The sequence below is a fragment of the Anaerolineaceae bacterium oral taxon 439 genome, from assembly GCA_001717545.1.
Taxonomy (GTDB): Bacteria; Chloroflexota; Anaerolineae; order Anaerolineales; family Anaerolineaceae; genus Flexilinea.
Map to the genome: position 1 here is coordinate 2,094,408 of CP017039.1, position 19,554 is coordinate 2,113,961.

Annotated in this window: 18 protein-coding genes and 1 pseudogene; 4 read left to right on the forward strand and 15 right to left on the reverse strand. The window is 53.3% G+C overall.

Going from position 1 to position 19,554, the window contains the following annotated elements; translation table 11 throughout:
• Window positions 1-7: 7 nt before the first annotated feature.
• A complete protein-coding gene (locus tag BEQ56_09310) occupies window positions 8-1,072 on the reverse strand; it encodes a hypothetical protein (protein AOH43653.1) in 1,065 nt (354 codons plus the stop codon).
• Between the two features lie 167 nt (window positions 1,073-1,239).
• Complete coding sequence (locus tag BEQ56_09315; protein AOH43654.1) at window positions 1,240-1,419, reverse strand: hypothetical protein; 180 nt, start codon at window positions 1,417-1,419, stop codon at window positions 1,240-1,242.
• A 190-nt stretch (window positions 1,420-1,609) separates the two neighbouring features.
• Between BEQ56_09315 and BEQ56_09320 the strand changes: the two genes are divergently transcribed.
• Window positions 1,610-1,897: a hypothetical protein gene (locus BEQ56_09320; protein ID AOH43655.1), complete on the forward strand. Its 288-nt coding sequence runs from the start codon at window positions 1,610-1,612 to the stop codon at window positions 1,895-1,897.
• Between the two features lie 310 nt (window positions 1,898-2,207).
• Here the strand turns inward: BEQ56_09320 and BEQ56_09325 are convergent, their stop codons facing one another.
• Window positions 2,208-3,059 (reverse strand): hypothetical protein, encoded by an 852-nt coding sequence (locus BEQ56_09325; protein AOH43656.1) that lies wholly within the window; start codon window positions 3,057-3,059, stop codon window positions 2,208-2,210.
• A 352-nt stretch (window positions 3,060-3,411) separates the two neighbouring features.
• On the opposite strand from BEQ56_09325, the gene BEQ56_09330 reads away from it, so the two are divergent.
• Window positions 3,412-5,457 carry a hypothetical protein gene (locus BEQ56_09330; protein AOH43657.1) on the forward strand — a complete coding sequence of 682 codons (2,046 nt, stop codon included), beginning with the start codon at window positions 3,412-3,414 and terminating at the stop codon, window positions 5,455-5,457.
• Between the two features lie 24 nt (window positions 5,458-5,481).
• On the opposite strand, the gene BEQ56_09335 is transcribed toward BEQ56_09330, so the two are convergent.
• Complete coding sequence (locus BEQ56_09335) at window positions 5,482-6,243, reverse strand: hypothetical protein (protein ID AOH43658.1); 762 nt, start codon at window positions 6,241-6,243, stop codon at window positions 5,482-5,484.
• Between the two features lie 155 nt (window positions 6,244-6,398).
• Here BEQ56_09335 and BEQ56_09340 point away from each other — a divergent pair, with 155 nt between their 5' ends.
• Both BEQ56_09340 and BEQ56_09345 read left to right on the forward strand, forming a co-directional pair.
• Window positions 6,399-7,361 (forward strand): hypothetical protein, encoded by a 963-nt coding sequence (locus BEQ56_09340; protein ID AOH43659.1) that lies wholly within the window; start codon window positions 6,399-6,401, stop codon window positions 7,359-7,361.
• 67 nt (window positions 7,362-7,428) lie between these two features.
• Window positions 7,429-8,283: a hypothetical protein gene (locus BEQ56_09345; protein AOH43660.1), complete on the forward strand. Its 855-nt coding sequence runs from the start codon at window positions 7,429-7,431 to the stop codon at window positions 8,281-8,283.
• Window positions 8,284-8,318: 35 nt separating this feature from the next.
• On the opposite strand, the gene BEQ56_09350 is transcribed toward BEQ56_09345, so the two are convergent.
• From BEQ56_09350 to BEQ56_09400, 11 genes and pseudogenes are all read right to left on the reverse strand, one after another.
• On the reverse strand, window positions 8,319-8,933 hold the full coding sequence (locus BEQ56_09350) for a hypothetical protein (protein ID AOH43661.1): 615 nt from the start codon (window positions 8,931-8,933) through the stop codon (window positions 8,319-8,321).
• A gap of 105 nt (window positions 8,934-9,038) precedes the next feature.
• On the reverse strand, window positions 9,039-10,067 hold the full coding sequence (locus BEQ56_09355; protein AOH43662.1) for a uroporphyrinogen decarboxylase: 1,029 nt from the start codon (window positions 10,065-10,067) through the stop codon (window positions 9,039-9,041).
• Window positions 10,067-11,113, reverse strand: a complete 1,047-nt coding sequence (locus BEQ56_09360; protein AOH43663.1) for a hypothetical protein — start codon at window positions 11,111-11,113, stop codon at window positions 10,067-10,069. Before BEQ56_09360 ends, BEQ56_09355 begins: the two co-directional genes overlap by 1 nt.
• 37 nt (window positions 11,114-11,150) lie before the next feature.
• Window positions 11,151-11,789: a dihydroxyacetone kinase subunit L gene (locus BEQ56_09365; protein ID AOH43664.1), complete on the reverse strand. Its 639-nt coding sequence runs from the start codon at window positions 11,787-11,789 to the stop codon at window positions 11,151-11,153.
• Window positions 11,790-11,793: 4 nt separating this feature from the next.
• A complete protein-coding gene (locus BEQ56_09370) occupies window positions 11,794-12,783 on the reverse strand; it encodes a dihydroxyacetone kinase subunit DhaK (GenBank protein AOH43665.1) in 990 nt (329 codons plus the stop codon).
• A 1-nt stretch (window position 12,784) separates the two neighbouring features.
• The gene (locus BEQ56_09375) at window positions 12,785-13,504 is read right to left on the reverse strand and encodes an ABC transporter ATP-binding protein (protein AOH43666.1); all 720 of its coding nucleotides are present in this window, start codon (window positions 13,502-13,504) and stop codon (window positions 12,785-12,787) included.
• A complete protein-coding gene (locus BEQ56_09380; GenBank protein AOH43667.1) occupies window positions 13,491-14,270 on the reverse strand; it encodes an ABC transporter ATP-binding protein in 780 nt (259 codons plus the stop codon). Before BEQ56_09380 ends, BEQ56_09375 begins: the two co-directional genes overlap by 14 nt.
• Window positions 14,267-15,310, reverse strand: coding sequence for an ABC transporter permease (locus tag BEQ56_09385; GenBank protein AOH43668.1), 1,044 nt, complete (start codon window positions 15,308-15,310; stop codon window positions 14,267-14,269). The genes BEQ56_09380 and BEQ56_09385 overlap by 4 nt, the downstream gene beginning before the upstream one ends.
• 1 nt (window position 15,311) lies before the next feature.
• Window positions 15,312-16,187 carry an ABC transporter permease gene (locus tag BEQ56_09390; GenBank protein AOH43669.1) on the reverse strand — a complete coding sequence of 292 codons (876 nt, stop codon included), beginning with the start codon at window positions 16,185-16,187 and terminating at the stop codon, window positions 15,312-15,314.
• 41 nt (window positions 16,188-16,228) lie between these two features.
• Window positions 16,229-17,425, reverse strand: a complete 1,197-nt coding sequence (locus BEQ56_09395; GenBank protein ID AOH43670.1) for an ABC transporter substrate-binding protein — start codon at window positions 17,423-17,425, stop codon at window positions 16,229-16,231.
• A gap of 1,086 nt (window positions 17,426-18,511) precedes the next feature.
• A pseudogene (locus BEQ56_09400) lies at window positions 18,512-19,298 on the reverse strand (hypothetical protein).
• Between the last annotated feature and the right edge of the window lie 256 nt (window positions 19,299-19,554).

The window sequence follows — 19,554 nt, forward strand, 5'->3', positions numbered from 1 at the left end:
TTCCTCGCTAATCGCAGCAAATAACTTCAGCGGTTAAATTATCCTGTTTGGGTGCGTTTTTCTTTAAAACCATGCTCTTCATCGCGTCCGCGCAGGCCTGCGCCGTCCCCTGGCTCATCGCGACCAGAAGCTCCTTCTCGGTCAGCCGGCCGCTGACCCCGTCGGTGCAGAGCAGGATCCGATCGCCGGATTGCAGCCGCAGCCCGGTCAGGTTCTGATCCAGATCGCGCAGTTCGCGCCGCCCAATATTCGACGTCAGCCCCTGAAGCGAAGGCTCGGCCATGAGCTGTTCCTTCGTAATCTCGCGATACATGAATTTCAGGTACAGTTCGTTCAGGCGGTTATGCTCCTTGTTGAGCTGGTAAAGCCGGCCCTGACGGAAGAGGAAAATCGCGCTGTCGCCGACGCTGACCCAGTACATCCCGTTCCGGTAAATATAGACGCAGATTAACGTCGTCCCGCCCTTCTGACGATCCGTTTCGTAGATATCATGATTCGTCTCTGCGACGAGAGAAGATAGCTGCCGCGGGATATTTCCGGCCGGAGAAAAATTCAGGAACGCCTTTCGGAACTTCCCGATCGCCCGCTCGCTGATCGATTTCCCGTTCTTAAGCCCGCCCATTCCGTCCGCGACGATCGCCAGAATTCCGCGCTTCGCGACCAGTTCCGGATCGGAGATATCCGAAAAACCGAATGAGTCTTCCTGATAATCCCGCCGCCCCTGATGCTGCATGTTTCCAAAATCGAATTTCAGGAAAGCGCTCATCGCCTGAATCTCCATCGTTTTCGGATCGGTCCCGACCCCGTCTTCGAGCCGAAGCGTCCGATTTTCCCGCGGCTCCCGGATATCCCGCGCTTCCGGCGCCGCGGCAGGTCGTACTGGAGCGGGTCGTGCCGCCGCCGGGCGGATCCGCTCCGGACGGGCCGGGCGGCGCTTCCGCTTCCGGATCAGCGTCCAGACCGCGCCGATCCCCACCAGTCCTGCCGCTGCGATGATTAATTCTCGAAGATATTTTTTAATTTTATCCCAGATCCCGCCACGTGTTGGAACGCCTGTATCGCTCGTTTCCAAAGGGTTGATATCTGCACTGCCCGTTCCCGGCACAGTGGTTTCAATGGGGCGGGCCGTCAGCGTCGCCGTCGACGTTGGCGTCGGGATTGGCGTTGGCGTTGGCGCAGGTGGATATATGTTTTCGTCCGAGCCATTCTCATTCCCTGCCGGTCCGATAGGTGCCAGGTTCAATCCTTGCCCTTCTTCAACTTCTGGATTCTGAAAATCCTGATTCTGTACAGATTCAGGATTACCTGTTGAGAGAATGTCCGCACCTGGCGCGCCATTGGACGGTGCAGATTGTACAGAATGATTTCCATCACCCCAAATAGCCCGTGCAGTTTGAGCCTGTGCGGTTTCAGTTGCAATTTGAGCCTGTTCCGCTTGTGTCCTCGCGGATTCCGTTTGGGCCAATGCAACCCTGGCTTGCTCAGTTTTAGAAGGATCTGGGGTATCTGAAGGCACAAATGTCGCGTCCGGTGTAGGCATACTATGAGGATTCACCATCTTATACACTTCGTCTAATGTTGAATAAAGGTCAGACATGCCAGGATTCCGTTGGTCAATCATCCACGCAAGCTCGCTGACAAAGAAGCGGTGAGGATCAAAGCTTTTATCGTCAGACGAGGATATACCACGATAATTTTCTTTTATACAATTTTCATATACTTTGAAGTAATACCACTCGCTCGGCATCTTAATACAATTTTGGTTCACTGCATTATTTCCAGAGCTCAGATCTACCGGTTGAAAAAAAAGGTTCTCAAATTCTGGAGAGGAAAAAAAATCACCAGAATCCTGATTATCCGAGGCAGACATAATCCAGCAATCGAAAGCCCTCTTTAAACATAATTCCTTGTCTGTATCCACATATGCTTTCATCCCATCTATTCTTTGTTTTTTTTCGTCAGCCTTCAGATTTTCGTCGCCATAAATCTTCGTTTCATACGCGTCAATAATTTCCTGAATAAAATGAGGGTATTCCGGCGGCTCCTGCCCCTGCCCCAGCGCGGCGAGCGCCCGCGCGAAAACCAGAACCATTGCAATTATCGCCGCGCCCAGCGCCCGCCGCGCCCTTCCGCCCCATATCCCGTTCAACCGCTTCGCCTTCGGCATAGACATCCTCCCTATCCTTTCGCTTCTTCCGCCCCGCGATCTATCCGACCCGGAAGCCCACCCGCTTCGAACCCAGATAAATCACGTCGTTTCGCTTCAGCGTCTTCGGTGCGCGCGGCTCGATCTTCCGCCCGTTCAGGTACGTCCCGTACGTCGACCCCATATCCACGACCTGATACGCGCCGTGGCTGGCGCTGTAACGAATCGCACAGTGCTTCTTGCTGATTCCCTTCACGTAATTGCGCATGACCAGACTGCATTCGCGCGACCGCCCGATCGTCAGCATCTGGCCCGAAAGCGGGATGGACTGGCCCGCGTAATCGCCTTCAATTCCGACGAGACGGGCCCGCGACGGCGATCCCGACGGACGTCGGGAAGGAGAGCGACCGTCGCCGAAAAGATCCGTATCGTCGTCCTGAAACGTCATCGATCCGCCCCGCGACCGGCTCGATCGGGAGGAGCTTCGTCCTTCCGACCTGAAAATATCGTCATCGCGGTCGTCAAACGAAAACGGATCCTGCCGCGAACGGCGCGAGCCGGAGCCGCCGCGCTTCTGCGACCGGTCATAGAGGATCATCCCGATCAGGATCGCCGCCCCAACCAGCGCGACGATAATCGTCATCTTGTGCTCTTCCCAGACAGATTTCTTTGGCCTAAAAACCCCATTAATCAAATCCCATATACCGTGGCCTACTACATTTTCTAATGTTCCTCCCGCGAATTCCTTTAAATAGTCCAGAACCCCATCCAAAAATCCCGAACTCGCTTCAATCGCTGGAGATGAATCCAAACCAAAGACGCCCATCAGTTCGCCCATGTCCTGAAGCGCCGGCTGGAACGCGTTCTCGAACGCCAGCGCCGGCGAAAACGAAATCAGGAGAACGAAAGACAACACAAGCGGTACCCACACAATTTTTTTCATCAGAATCCTCCAGAATTACGATTCTCATTATGAACGAAACCCGACATAATCTCTAAGAAAGCCTGCTTTCAAAAAAATTTATGAAAAATTAAGCCCTTAACAATAAGTTAGACATATTATAGTCCGCCTCGGCATGAAAAATTAAATAAAATTTGGGCAAAACAAGGTCAATTTCTGTTAAAACACCCGCTGTCGATAAAAAGAATGTAAACTTATGCAAACGAAAGATTAAGTTCCGAATCCATATTATAGTACGAAAAGGTATTTTAGAAAATACCTGGCAGGAATAAATCGAAAAATATGAAATACTTGGTAATGGGCTATGACGAATTTTGACGATCTCTGCATGAACTGTTTCGAACCGCGCCAGGGAGAAAACCCCTGTCCGAAATGCGGCGCGCCGGTCAAGCCGCCGTCGCAGAGCGGGTTCACGCTGCCGCCGGGAACGATCCTGAGCGGAAAATACCTGGTCGGGAAGGTCCTCGGCCAGGGCGGTTTCGGGATCACCTACCTTGGCTTCGACCTGAACCTGAAAAGTAAAATCGCGATCAAGGAATACTTCCTGAACGGATTTGTAACGCGAAGAAACGGGAAAATCGTCCCCGCCAATCCGCAGAACCGTGAAACGTTCCTGGAAGGCGTTGAGACCTTTTATCGTGAGGCCGAAAACCTCGCGCGCTTCCGTTCGAATCCGATCATCGTCAACGTTTACGACTTTTTCCGCGAAAACGGGACCGCGTATATCGTCATGGAATATATTACCGGTACGTCGCTGGAAACGTATCTGGAAAAGAAGAATGGGAAACTCGGATACAACGAAACGCTCCGGATCCTGAACCCAATCATGGACGCGCTGGACACGCTCCATAACGCCGGTTTCCTTCATCGCGACGTCTCGCCGGATAATATCCTGATCGCGACCGACGGACGGATCCGCCTGATCGACTTTGGGGCGACGCTTCCCGCCCTGAAAGGCAGTCGGGAAAACCTGCCGACGATCCTGAAAACCGGGTATGCGCCGATTGAACAGCACGCACAGGCTGAGGCCCAGGGATCCTGGACCGATTTATACGCGCTCGGGGCGACGTTTTATCGCTGCCTGACCGGGGAGGCAATTCCCGAAGCCACCGACCGGATCCTCAAGGATTCGCTTTCCGCCCCGTCGAAAAAAGGCGCGATCCTTCCTTCGGCGGCGGACCGGGCGATCGTAAAAGCGCTGGCGATCCATTCTGAAGACCGGATCCAGACGATCGCCGAATTCCGAGACGCGCTGAGCCGTTCCCAATCCCCTATGCCAGCCAAAACGTCCGACCCCGCCGCGGAGAATAAATCCTACGCGAAATCAAAGCGGGCCGACGATAAAAAAACGGGCGCTGAAAACCGCTCGGGGAAACCGAAAGCGAAAAGCGATCGGAAACTGCTCCGAGGGCCGCTCTTCCGCTTCCTTCTCCTCGCCACCGCTTATTTAGCGCTCGTCAACGGGTTCAACCGCCTGACCCGGAGCCATTCGGGCTTCGCCGTCTATCCGATCCTGAAGCTGACTTCCGCGCCCGCGACCGGGCCGGGAGCCGCCGCGCCGATCGGATCGACGGGCCCGGAAAAAACGGGACCGACCGGTCTGCCGACCGCCGCGTCAACTTCAACTCAGTTGTCTACGCGAAAACCTTCCGCCACGCTCAGCACGTCCACGCTCCCTTCGACGCTCACGCCAACGCTTCAGCCAACCCGAGCGCAGTCAACTGCGTTCGCCGCGTCCCCGGTCCCGGAGCGAGCGGAAAACCGCGTCCGAACGATCGATAACATGACCGAAGTCAATATCCGTTCAAGATCGATGAATTATTGGATAGACGAGCGAGAAATATCGGCGCAGCAATTTACCAATTATGCCGTCCAAAACGGCCTGGTCCAGCGGAGACCGAACGATCCGCCCGCGGCGCCAATGACGCAGGTTTCGCGGACCGACGCCGCCAACTACTGCGTCTGGGCTGGCGGACGCCTCCCGACGTTCCGGGAATGGCTCGCCGCCGCGAATCCGGGCTATGACCCTGCCGCCGGCATCGCGCTCGCTCCGGATATCGACCTGACGGGAACGAACTGCGGAAGTCTCCGCGCGAATCACGTCGACAATCCTCACTTTCCCGCGAACGGGAACGGGGTCTACGACCTGTACGGAAACGTCTGGGAATGGATCAACGGTGCGCCCGACGCGGCGCTCATCGAAGAAATCACGGGCGAAACCGATCTGCGCTTTCTTGTCGTCGGGGGCTCCTGGAAAAGCGAATGCGATTCGCTCCTCGATCCCGCGAACCTGGTTCAAGCTGGCGCGGAACGGGACGACGTCGGCTTCCGATGCGTCCGCGACGGATAAAAAACCGCCGCGCCGGCCCGCGATTCAGAGACGGCGCCCGATCAGGACCGAAACGTTATCCGGCCCACCCTTTTCGTTGACCCGGCGGATGAGCTCTTCCGCCGCGCCACGCGGCGATTTTTCCAGAACGACGTCGCGAATCTCATCCTCCTGAAGGACGCCCCAGAGCCCATCCGAGCAGAGCAATACGCGATCGCCCCGCGCCCATTCGGCCTTCGCGATATACGGTTTGACTTTCTCCTGCCGGAGCGATATTGCCATGGTCAAAACGCTGCGTTTGAGATGCGTTTTGGCTTCCTCCTCGGTAATCAGCCCCAATCGGACCTGCTCCGCGACCAGGCTGTGATCGTAGCTGATCTGTTTGATTTGATCCCCATGGATCAGGTAAGCGCGGCTGTCGCCGACATTCGCGATCGTCAGCCGGTCCCCGGTCAGCAGCGCGACGACGATCGTACAACCCATCCAGCCATGCTCCGCGTCCCGCGTGGAAACGCGCTTAATGGCGCGATGCGCCGCGTCGATCCCCTGCCGAATCGCGCTTTCCGCGGACCGCGTCAGAAGTCCGAAGCGAAACGAAGCGGTAAACGTCTCGATCGCGGTACGGCTGGCGATTTCGCCGCCGTTATACCCGCCCATCCCGTCCGATACGATCAGCCCTGCCGGCCGCCGCAGCCATTCATTCGGTTCGATCATGCCGATCGCGTCCTGGTTGGGCGATTCAGCGCGTTTTCGCCCAGGATCGGTCGCCCCGCCGATTTCGACGAATGGATATCGTTGTTCGATCATGCAGTTATTCCTCCCGACTTATCTACAAGCATACAGGAAAATCATCCTTTTCAAGGAACTGCCCGAGTTTTTTCATTGAATTGACAGATTATCACAAGGTTTAGCAGATCATTCCATCTTATAATAATATAAAAATCAAGCTGTCGGAGAAACTCATGAAAAAGTATATTCCTTATTTCGCGGTCTTTTTTGTCATTCTGTTGATCGTTATAACGATCGAAGAGAATAACGACCAGCCCTCAGAAACCAGCGCGGGAACCCTCATCGGCGCGGGCGCCGCCGCCGTCATCGGAGGCATCATCGGAAGCGGCAACAGTACGCATCAGGCCGTCAGTCCCACGCTCCCGGCCATCTACGATCCGGCCCCGCCGGAAGTCCCGCCAGCCATCATCGAACCGCTGGCCCCCGGCGCTTTCGATTCGCCCGAGACCGAGGCAGAGCCAGCGAACGGCCCGGACTACGGAGACACGCCGGTAAATATCCAGTTTGAGCCGACGCTGCCCGCGCCCGATCCCGCGAACCTGATCGTGAACGGATATTTTCTGAACGAATTTACTGAATGGAAGCGCGAATTAACCGACGAAGGCGGATCGAGCAAGGCGGCGATTGTCGAATCGAATAACAGCCCGTTCAACCGTGCGCTTCAGATCCAGCAGAGCGGTTTAGGGAATATCAGCTTCTCGCAGCTCGTCCCAGTCAACTCGATTAACCTCACTTTCTCCGTAACCTTCGAGTCCACCGCGACGCAGGGCGTCATCTGGGGCTTCAGCGGAACCGGATACTCAGCGATTATCCTGGACTACTACGATTATTATATACAGCCGTTAGGCTATACCATGCTGGCGACGATCAACGAAAGTCCGTTCGCCGGAGGGCCCGCCGTCGGCGCGCCCGATAAAATCGCGGATACAAATACGGAGCACTATATCCGCATCGAGTCGGACAAAGTCAATAAAGATTATACTCTCCATTTAGCATCGGAAATCAGCGAAAACCTGCTGGGGATAAACCCCGCCGACGTTTGCTACGTGAAAATCACGCTCCTGGCCGGATCGAACGATAAAAACGCCGAAGGGACGCTGACCGTGTCCGACCTTGTCCTGAAATACTACCTCTGAGACGCGACGTCATGCAGCGCCTGTCAGGGAATGATAAAAACAGCCTGATCGTCAGGCGGAGGACCACATGAAAAAGTACATACCCTTCCTGCTCGTCTTCAGCGTCTTCCTCCTGATCGCCGCAATGATCGACGAAAACAGGAACCGATCAGAAAAAGCCGCCAGAGATGCCGCGATCGACGCGATCACGGACGCCGTTATCCAAAGCATCCGCGAAGGCGAATTCAATATTAACAAGATCTTCGATGATCCGAACCGGACTCCCGCCGCGATTCCGCCGAACGATTCGCCGATTTCGATCGAGCCGCTCGATCCCGGAATTTTTGAGAATCCGGGGACCGGATCCGGATCGGGTGACGCGCCGATGATGGACATCCCGTATCCGTCGGCGCTGCCGGAGCACGACCCCGGTAACCTGATCTGGAATGGAAACTTCCAATGGGATCTCGACGGCTGGATACCGGACAAGATTGACGGAAGCGGATCAGGCAGCGCGGATATTCTTCAATCGAACAGCGATCCGAACGTTCGGGCGCTCCGGATCCGCCAGACCGGTATTGGCGCCCTCTTTTTCACTCAGGTCATCGCGATTGACTCAATCGATCTGGCTTTCTCGATGAGCTTTGATTCCGCCGTAACGAAAGACGAACGCCTCGACGCCAGCGAATTCGGATTCACGGCGGTCATTATCAGCTTCCACGATCAGGAATTCAACAGCCTGCGCCAGATCGAGCTGGATACGACGGTCGGCAGCGATGAGAACTATACGCTCGATTTATCCGATAAAAATAACCTGCACAACGACAACATGGATCCGGGCGACGTCCGCTATGTCAGTATCACGCTGATGGCCGGGACAGACGACGAGAACGCGGAAGCAACGCTGATCGTTACCAACCTCGCCCTGAAATATAACCGCTGAGTCGCCCCCTTTTGAAAAAAAGTCAGCTTTGACCGTCAGGCTGACTTGATATCCTCTTCCAGCAGGTAGATCGCCGCCCGCTTTTCATGCCGTTCGATCGCGTTCAGCACGGCGGTATGATTATCCGACATCTTTTTATCGGCGATATCGCTCAAGTTCGACCAGTACAGCGTCGCAAACGTAATCAGCTGCCGGTCCAGAATCTTTTTCAAAATATCGTAATAGAATTTATCCTGATACGAAATCGCCAGCGCCAGATGAAAATGGCTCGTTTGTTTCCAGTATTCAAACGGATTGTTCAGGACCGTTTTATCCATCGGAACGATACTCTTCCGAATCCGAACGATATCGGTCTCCGAAATCTTATCGAAAAAGAGCTCAAGATACCGCGGCTCAAGATTCAGCCGGAACCGGATAATCCCTTCAAGGTATTCGCGGTCAACGCTTTGAATCCTGTAACCGACGCGCGGAATACTGACCAGGATATTCTCGTGGCAGAGGCGGACGAGCGACTCGCGGACCGGGGACTTCGAAACGTGGAACCGCTCCATCAGCAAAGCTTCCGTAACCACGCTGTCGGAATGGATTTCCCCCTGAATAATAGCCGCAATAATAGCATCATATATCTCTTCAGACAAAGTAATTTTCATAATGCCATTGCCTCAACCAGTTATTCTATCACGAATATAATCCATTTTAATTGTTTTCATGACTGGCAGCTCAGACGTCGAAAAGCCAGTCATGAAGCGAAAAAACTAAGCCCCAACCGAGCCGCGGTCTTTTCCGTACGCCCCGGCGATATCGATTATCCAGCGCGCCCGTTCGGGATCGAACGTGTCCTTCACCGTGCAATCCGCCCCCAGCGCGACGCCCTTCGTCCCTGCCGCGTCCAGGATCCGGTAAATCTCATCCTTCAGTTCCGCTTTCGACCCTTCGTAAAGAAGCGATCCCGCGTTATTATCGAACCCGCCCAGAACCGGCTTGTCCTTAAAAATCTTCTTGCCCTCAGCGAGACCGATCTGCTCCGTATGCGTCGCCCAGTTGAAAATCTTCGCCGGATAATCGGCGTACCAGGCGAGCGGATTCTGATAATGACCGTAACCGCAGATATGAATCATAATATTATCCGTGTACTTCTGGATACGATCCATAATCATCAGGTCCAGCGGCCGGACATACGCGTCATGAAACGCGCGATCGGCGCGTGGATCCTGAACCGATTGAACGCTGTAATATATCCCGTCGACCCGCGTTTTTTCAAAAATCCGGTCGATCAGCAGCAAGATATCCGACGCGATCCGATCCCCCGCCGCGACCATCGCGTCCGTATCCTCGAAAAACAGCCGCGTAAATTTTTCGAAATCTTCGTCGTATTCCTCAAATTTAAGCCGAATATATTGCAGCGGCGAGAAAAGATTATAATACGTGTAAACGTCTCCGTTAACAAAGTCGCACACTTTTTTAACATATTCAACCTGCTCCTGAATAAACGGATGCGCCGCGCCGCAGGGCTGGATCCCCCGGATCCCAGCGACCGAATCGATCAGCTCGCCCGTCATGGCCGGATGACCGAAGAAGCCGTCGGACATGATCTTCACCAGATCCGGCTTGAACCGCCGGATATAGTCAAGCTGCCCGTCCAATACCTTTTTCATCACCGCCGGATCGGTAAGCCCGCGATGATGGTCATGAAACGATACAAAATGATGCCAGAAGACGACCGGCGCCCGCTCCGGCGACTCATTATTCATAAACTGTTCGACAATTTTTCGCTGATTCGTCATCAAAGACGCTCCTCTCCCTGTACCGCGAAATCTGGATTCGTAAACTCATGGCAAGCGTCGCGAATGACGCGGACCTGATCGTCGTTAATATCGTTCGGAATCGAACAGTCCGCGCCCACGATATACCCCGAATATCCGTTTTCCTCGATCAATCTTTTCGTATACGCGCGCAGCATCTCCGGCGTTCCCGTATCGATCAGCGTCCCCGGGTTATTATCGAACCCGCCCAGAACGCAGGCGCCGCCGAAAGCCGCCTTTCCCGCCTGAAGACCGATTTTCTCGGTATGCACCGCCCAATTATAAATCTTCGCGGAATAATCCCGATACGTCGAAAAACGGTTCACATGGCGATCATAACCGCAGATATGCAGAATATTCGTCGAAGTCAGCCGGTTCGCGAGCTTCAGGACCGGAAGCTCGCACGGCGCGACAATTTCATGATATTTTTCGTCGTCGTAGAAATCGCTTTGAATATTCTGGACACAGAAATAAAGTCCGTCGATCCCACTCCCGGCCAGCAGCAGCTCCGTCAACGTCAGGACGTCCTCCATGATGCGCAGTCCGGCGCCGCGAAACGCTTCCGGGTACCTTTCCGCGATTGTCACGAACTTATCGAGCGTCAAATCCAGGAAGTCGAATTTAATCCGGATCATCTGAAGCGGGGAAAACATGTTATAAAAACACATCTTTTCGTCCCGGAACCGATCGGCGATCCGCCGAACGTGCGCAACCTGCCGCGCGATCCAGGGATGATTCCGACCGACCGGGCGAATCCGATCGAGGTCCGACGCCGTCGTCAGCGCGTTCTCCATGATCGGCGGATACCCGAAAAAACCTTCCGACATGATCTTCACCAGATCGGTTTCAACGCGGCGATAATAGGCGAGATGACCCGCATAAGCGCGTTCAAGAACCTCAGGCTCCGTAAGCCCGATAAACTGATCCCTCCCCAGGATAAAATGGTGCCAGAATCCGCAGGGAACGCGCTCAACCTCCCGATTATTCATCACGTCCTGAAGAAGCCTGCGACTACTTCTTTGAATCATATCGCCGTCCTCACCACAATCGATAGCGCGTCCATATTCAAAGAGAAGCCAGAATGACGTCGCAGAGCGCGCCGACCTGATACGACATTGTGACCGCGCCAGGATCGAGATGCCCGACACCCTTGCCCGATTGATACGTAGCGCGGCCGCGAACGGCCTCCATCGCCCTCGTCGATTCAGCGCCCGCTTCCGCCGCGGCCTTCACCTTCGTCAGCAGCTCCGCCTCCGGCAAGCCCTCCGACAGGCCAAGCCTGAACGTTTCGACGGCAGGCGCAAGCGCGTCGATCATCGTCTTAAACCCGGCCTTCGCCTTTCCACGCGCCATGATATCGTTCAGCATCGCTTCCAGCGCGTCGCAAAGCCCCTGCCCATCCAGCGCTTCTTTTCCGTTCAGGCCCTTCGCCGCCGCGATATACGCGCCGCCATATAAAACTCCCGAGGACCCGCCGATCGTCGCCATCATCGTCATCCCGATCTTCTGAAATAAAGCGTTCAGCGGTAAACCGGCCAGCTCGTCCCTCATTTCAACCAGCTTCCGAAAACCCTTATCCAAATTGGACCAATGGTCCCCGTCGCCGGTAGCCAAATCCAAATCCGTCACGTACGTTTCGTTCGCATGGATCCGATCGTACGCCGCCCTCAGGAAGTCCACATAAAGCTCAGACGTAATCCTCATCAGCCTACCCCCTTATCGTTAATCCGAGCGTCCGGCAGGGCGCTGAAACCAGCTTTTTCAGTTCGACGTCGAGCTTCAGCAGCGTCACGCTCGCCCCCGCCATATCAACCGACGTCATATAATTACCGACCAAATCAAGCGCGACCCGAATTCCTCTGGATTTCAGGATTTCCTGAACCTCGTAATTTAAAATATATAATTCCATGACCGGGGTCGCGCCCAATCCGTTGATCATCAGCGCGACTTCGCTCTGATCAAAGTCATAATCCGCGAAAATATAATCGGTCAGCGTCTTCGCTAATTCCTTCGCCGTCTGAACCTTTCCGCGATGGACCCCCGGCTCGCCATGGATCCCCATCCCGATTTCGATCTCGTCGTCAGCCAGCTCAAATCCCGGACGCCCCACCGCAGGAAGCGTGCAGGCCGCCATCGCCATCCCCATGCTGCGAAGCTGCGCGATCGCCTTTTCGGCGACCGCCTTAACGTCCGCCAACGACGCGCCATCCGCCGCGGCCGCGCCGGCGACTTTATGAACGAAGACGGTCCCCGCGATCCCGCGCCGGCCGGTCGAATACGTACTGTCCTCGACCGCGACGTCGTCGCGAACGACGACATGCTCCACTGCGATACCTTCTCCGCGGGCAATTTCCTCGGCCAATTCAAAATTCATGATATCGCCCGAATAATTCTTAATAACCAGCAAAACCCCTTTACCGCTGTCGGCCCGGCGGATACCCTCGATAATCCGGTCCGGACTCGGAGATGAGAAAATGTTCCCCGCTACCGCCGAATCCAACATTCCCTCCCCAACATACCCTGCATGCGCAGGCTCGTGACCCGAACCGCCGCCGGAAACAATCCCGACGTTCCCGCTCCTGACCTTCTTCGTAACGACCTCGACGCCCGGAAGATACTCGAGCGTATTGTCCGCTGAAACCAGGCCCATCAACGTCTCGCTGACGACGGAATCCGGATGATTGATAATCTTCTTCATTTTAAAGTCCTTTCTGAATTAAGCCTAAATAAATTTGCCGGACGCGATGATCCGAGGAAATATCCTTCGCCCTGCCTTCCATGCCAACCCTGCCGTTCTCAAGAACGTACGCACGGTCAGAAATCTGCAAAGCCATATTCGCGTTCTGCTCGATCAGTAAAATCGTTACGCCCTGTCGCTGGATCTCCAGGATCAGCTCGAAAATCTGGTTCACGATATTCGGCGCCAACCCCAGCGACGGCTCGTCCAGGAGGAGCAGCCGCGGCTCCGACATCAACGCCCGGCCAATCGCGAGCATCTGCTGTTCCCCGCCGGATAACGTCCCCGCCTGCTGCCGCCTGCGCTCCTTCAATCGCGGGAACAGCTCGTAACAGCGGGCATATCCAGCCTCGATCTTCGCCGCGTCTTTAACGATATATCCGCCCAGACGGAGATTCTGTTCAACGGTTAAATCCGGAAAAACTTCGCGGCCCTCCGGCGATAAGCTCATCCCCAATTCGACGATTTTATACGCCTCAAGGCTGGTGATATCGCGGTCGTTCAGGCTGACTTTTCCGCTCCGCGGCTTCAACAGTCCGGAAATCGTATTCACCAGCGTCGACTTCCCGGCGCCGTTCGACCCGATCAGGCAGACGACCTCGCCCTGATCGACATGAAGCGAAATACCTTTCAGCGCGTGAATCGCGCCGTAGTACGTATGAAGGTCCTCAACCCGCAGCATTCAGATTTCCCCCTAAATAAGCCTCGATAACGCGCGGATTATTCGCGACCCCGGCAGGGAGTCCCTCCGCGATCATCGCCCCGTCGTCCAGAACGTAAATCCGATCCGAAATATTCATTACCACGCGCATGTCATGTTCGATCAGCAGGATCGTATACCCAAGCCCGCGAATATAGCGGATGCAGCTGAGCAGCTCATCCGTTTCCTGCGGATTCATTCCCGCCGCCGGCTCGTCCAGCAGGATCAGTTCCGCCCCGGTTGCGATCGCCCGGGCAATTTCAGCCTTGCGCTGGTCGCCGTACGGAAGATCGCCTGCGTAATCGTCCTTCTTCCCCTCGAGCCCGAGAATCTGAAGAATCTCCAACGCCTTGAGGACCTTCGCGTCCTCTTCCGCGCGGAAACGCTTCGTCCGGAAAGTCGAATCAAATAAACCGTACCCTGTCCGAATATGCGTCCCAACAAGGACATTCTCGATAACGCGCATGTCTTTAAAAAGCCGGATATTCTGAAACGTTCGCGAGATTCCCCGCTGAACGATCGCCTGAGGCTTTTTCCCATCGATCCGCTCCCCTTTGAAGCGAATTTCGCCATGATCCGGCGTGTACACACCGGTCAGCAGGTTGAAAACCGTCGTCTTCCCCGCCCCGTTCGGACCGATCAGGCTGACGATCTCGTTTTTATGAATTTCCAGGCTGACATTTTTAACCGCGCTGATCCCGCCGAACGAAATCGAGACGCCCGAAACTTTAAGAATCTCTTCGTTCATGGTTGATTCCCTTTCGACTCGGTCAGCCGCGATTCGAACTGGGTCAGAACGTCGTCGCGGATCGGATAAGGCGCGCGCGATTTCCAGCCGAGAATCCCCTGCGGACGGAAGCGCATCATCAAAATCAGGATCAGTCCGTAAATAACGAACCGATAATCCGTCAGCGACCGCGACAGCTCCGGAAGCAGGACCAGGATGACCGAGCCGACGACCATACCCCGGATCGTCCCCATCCCGCCAAGGATCACGACGCTCAGGATCATCGTCGACATATCGAAGGTAAACGTGTTCTGGTCGATATAGCCCAGCTGGTTCGCGTAGAGCGAACCGGCGAGCGCGGATATGACCGCCGCCAGGACGAACGCCATAACCTTATAATAGGTCACGTTGATCCCCATCATGACCGCCGCGGTCTCGTCGCCCTTAATCGCGCGAAAAGCCCGCCCGGTTTTCGAATCGTAGAGAAGCCTGCTGAAAATCATGACCAGAAGCATCAGGATCAGAGAAAGATAGTACAACCCGCCATTCGCCATTGAAAACGGAATTCCGAAAAGCTCCGGACGGGGAATCCCGCGGATCCCCAGCGGCCCGTTTGTGACCGGTTCCCAGACGATAATCATCGTCCGGATAATCTCGCCGAAACCCAACGTGATAATCGAAAGGTATGTCCCGGTCAGCCGCAGCGACGGCATCCCGATCAGGATCCCGACGATCGCCGAAACGACGACGCAGAGCAGCAGGGAAGCGAAGAAATTCCAGCCGTACGCCTTCGTCAGGACTGTCGTCGTATACGCGCCGACGGCGACGAATCCTGCCTGGCCCAGCGAGACCAGCCCGACGTACCCGACGAGAATATTCAGGCCCAGCGCCAGCGTAATATAGATCATGACCTTGACAACAATATTCATGATATACGAATTCAGGCGAAACGCCGGCAAAATCAGTAAAAGCCCGATCGAGAGAAGCTGCGCCATGAAGAGGATCGAAGGTCTGCTTAAGAATCGCAGGATAGATTCAGCCGTTGTCTTGATAGAGTTCATGCTACACCTTCTTAATCGATTTCTTCCCTAAAAATCCGTTGGGACGAATAATTAAAACCAGTATCAAAATAATAAATGACATGCTGTCCCTGAATTCGGAGCCTAAAACCGAGGCGGCGAACGACTCGCTTATGCCGACGACCAGTCCGCCCAGAAGCGAACCGGGCAGGCTTCCGATCCCGCCCAGAACCGCCGCGGCGAACGCCTTCAGGCCGGCCGTGTAGCCCATATTCGGGTACGCCATGTTGTAATAACTGCTGACGAGCGAACCGGCGATCGCCGCCGAGACCCCGCCCAGAAAAAATGTAAAGGAAATAATAAAATTAACGTTAACGCCCATCAATTTCGCGGCGGTGATATTCTGTTCCGACGCGCGCATGGCCAGCCCGATTTTCGTTTTCTCAACGACCAGGAGCAGCCCGACCAGCAGCGTCAGCGAAATCAGGAACATGCCGATCTGCGAATATGTAAAACTGATTCCTCCGACGGCGACCGCGCCCGCCGGGAAAAGAGACGGGAAAGATTTCTTCTGACTGCCCAGCCGGGCAATCAGAAGATTCGTAATCACGCTCGAAACGCCGATCGTCGTAATCAGCGAGGTAATCCCCTCGGCGCTTTTCTTCCGGAGCGGCTCCAGCGCCGTTTTATCGACAATCACACCCAGAATCCCGGTAATCAGGATCCCGGTAAGAATCGAAGGAACGATCCCGAAGTTCAACGAAATCAGAAACAGAATCGAATTCGCGCCGAACGCATATACCGAGCCGTGGGAAAAGTTGACCAGACGCAATATCCCGAAAACCAGCGAATAACCGACCGCAATCAGGGCATAGGTCATCCCGATCGTAATACCGTTCATGATTTGCTGCAATAACAAGGAACGCCTCCTCTCCTCTTCCCACGCGCCCTGGCCGGGAATTACTCGCCCGAACCGCTCTCCAACAGCACAAATTCGCCGTTTTTAATCGTGACCTTCGTAAACGACTTTTCGACATCGCCGTTCGCGTCAAACTTCGTCGTTCCGGTCACGCCCTCGTAACTCATTTCCGCAATCGCGTCCCGGACGGCGGCGGAATCCTGATCGCTCCCGAGCTTTTCGACGGCGGTAAAATAAATTCCGGCGGAATCGTACGCCTGAGCCGTTAACGCGCTCGGCTCGCTCCCGAATTTCGTCTTGAAATTTTTGACGAATTCCTGAACCTTCGGATCGTCAGACTTCGAGAAGAAGATAACCGGGAAAGCGACGCCTTCGACCGCCTCGCCGCCCAGCTTGATCAGCTCTTCGCTGTAAGAATTCGAGAAACCGACGATCCGGATATCCGGGTTGATTTCCTTGTACTGACGCGCGACCGGCGCGACCAGGTTATACATTCCAACGCAGATCACGACGTCCGCCCCAGCTTCGTTCAGCTTCGTGATCGCAGGGCGATAATCGTCCGATCCCTCGATAACTTCCTCGTGCGCGACGACCTTCGCGCCGCTGTCTTCCATCTCGCCGACCAGGTCCTTGACGATCCCGGACGTGCTGACGCCCCAGTCGGTCTTAATCGAAATAATTCCGATATTCTTTTTCCCGAGGTCGTTAACCGCGATATCGAGACTCGCTTTTGCCTCGCGCATGATCACCGTATTATTCCGGAAAATAAAATCGCCGATCCCGGAATAGTCCGGATGCGACGCAGAGGGGGAAATTTCGATAATTTTGTTTTCCTGATAGATCGTAGCCGCGGCCATGCAGACGCCCGAAGCGAAATGACCGACGACGCAGTGAATATCCTTATCGCTGGCGATTTTATTCGCGACCGAAACGCCTTCTTCCGGCGAATTCTTATCGTCGAACTGCACGACGGCAATCTTATTGTTATGGATCCCGCCTTTCTCGTTCCAGCTCTCCGCCATCATGGAAACCGCGTTATAGAACCCGATCCCATATTCGGAATTATCGCCCGTCAGCGGCGCCGCGACGGCGATCTTAATTTGTCCGCCGCCCGCCGTTTCGGCGGCTGCGCCCGGATCCTCCGTCGCGGCCGGCTTTTCCGTCCCGCCGCAACCAACCAGCGCCAGCGCCATCATCATAACCAACAGCAAGCCGATAAACTTTACAACCTTTTTCATGACATCTCCTTATTTTTTGTCCATTCAATCATCCGCTAAATATGATTGATAGTATGATTTAGAATAACATCAGCAAAAACCGCTGTCAATGTTACAAATGTCATATTTATCCGCGCCGGAATTTAGAAAAAAGATGAGAATCATGGAAAAGCTGAAAATCCGGGCATGTTCTCCAGGCAGCGTTTTGTCAAGTACCTTTTTTGATTTATTGACGCTTTCATTTTGAAAATTGAGTAACAAAAAACAGCAAACCTTTGTGATTTACTGTTTCAAAAATTTTCTATTCAATTAGATAAACTGGAATTTATTTTTCTCCTGCCCTGATAAAGTTAATAAGTTTCTCAACATCATCAGAGTCATCATAATCGCCATTAATTCTTTCACGATGATAGACAATGCCTTTCTCTTCATTTCTTTCAAGACAATCAAGAAGTAAAGTCTCTCCGTATCTTTTGACAAACAATGTAAATCCGTATGGTTTGATTTTTGACAACAAGCCTTTTCTGCATTCTAATTCGCATTCATAGCAATGTACATAGTTCTTTTCAATAGAGCATTTTCTGTTTTCACATCATTCTTTATCTGGATAATCTCCAGAATTGCATCCGCTACAGTGCTCATTTTCAGTACATAGACAACATGCCAGTCCGCATCGTGCTATCCCAAGTTCTCGCTTCATTTTATTACTCCCACAAATTCTAATTTGCTCCACTTAATATTTTTAATATTATAATGTATTCTTATTAAGTTTTATAGCGCTAACTCTTGCTTCTTGACCTGTGTTAGTCCTCTGTTTTCTTGCAATAATTTCTCTATGCAGCTTCTAACATTTTCAGCTTGTTCCACTTCTTTTCGTATGTCTACGATTTGAGAATATAGGTTGTCTTTTTCTTTCTTTCAATGCCGTTACTTCCAATTTCCATTTGGATATATTTAAGGTCTTGCTCGCTCCTAAATGTTCTCTCAGATATTTTCTTGCACTTTCAAATAAAATAATCTCTGCGACATGCTCATTATAGAAAGTATCTTGTTTGTTTTGACCAGCCCCAAAAATTCGTCCACTGAGAAAGTTAGTCTTTTTCAAATTTACCTCAAAGATGCTGCATACTCGGTTGGGGTGAGATAACCCAGTGTGCTATGCGGACGGGTTTGGTTATAGTCATTTCTCCAAATTTCAATTATCTCTCTATCCTCTTCCAGATTCCTGAACAGGTTCTGGTTCAAACATTCATCTCTGAATTTTCCATTGAAGCTTTCTATGGTTGCATTCTGGATCGGTTTGCCCGGCTCAATAAAAGTCTGCACGATTTGTCTTTCATAATCCCAAATGGTCATGGCCTTGCTGGTAAATTCGGATCCATTGTCACTGAGCAGTTCTTTTGGATAGCCTCTGGAATAAACCGGCTTTATCCAAAAATCGCCCGACGGCACTTCCAGTGATTGAACCAGCCACTTCAAGAGCCAGACACTCTCTGGTGACTTCATCCAATAACGTAAACACGCTGAACTTTCTTCCCAAACTCGTCTTGTCTGAAACGAAGTCCATCGACCAGCGTTCGTTCGCTGCCATTTCCTGTGGTCGGGCAGGCATCCCTCGTTTTAGATAAACTTTATTCCGTTTTTTCCTCTCCAAACTCAAGCCTGCCTCATTGTAGAGTCGGTATACCTTCTTATGGTTCACAATGATGCCCTCCCTCTCGAGCATTACTTGAAGACGGCGATACTCAAAACGTTTCCATTTGGATGCCAGAATAACTAAGCGCTCGCTGATGCGCTCATTCTCTTTGTTTCGGATGACTTGGTGCCTTTTAGTGCTCCTGGCTATCCCGATTATGAGGCATGCCCGCCGTTCGCTAATGGAGTGCTTTTGCATGATCTGGTCTGCTTTCTCCCTTTTGGCGGCGGGCTTGATCAGTTTTTTGAGACGATCTCCTTATAGGATCTTGTTCTTCTGTAAATCGTTTTTTCATATCGTCGCTCCTGTTTCCATTTTACGCGACTAACATTTCATTTGGTACAGTTTTCGGGGAGCAGGTCACTTAAGGGTACTTCTGACTCACTCTTTTGTTAAGGTTCAGCAATTTACAGAAACAATGTTACACTACTAATCCTCGCATCACTTATTGAAA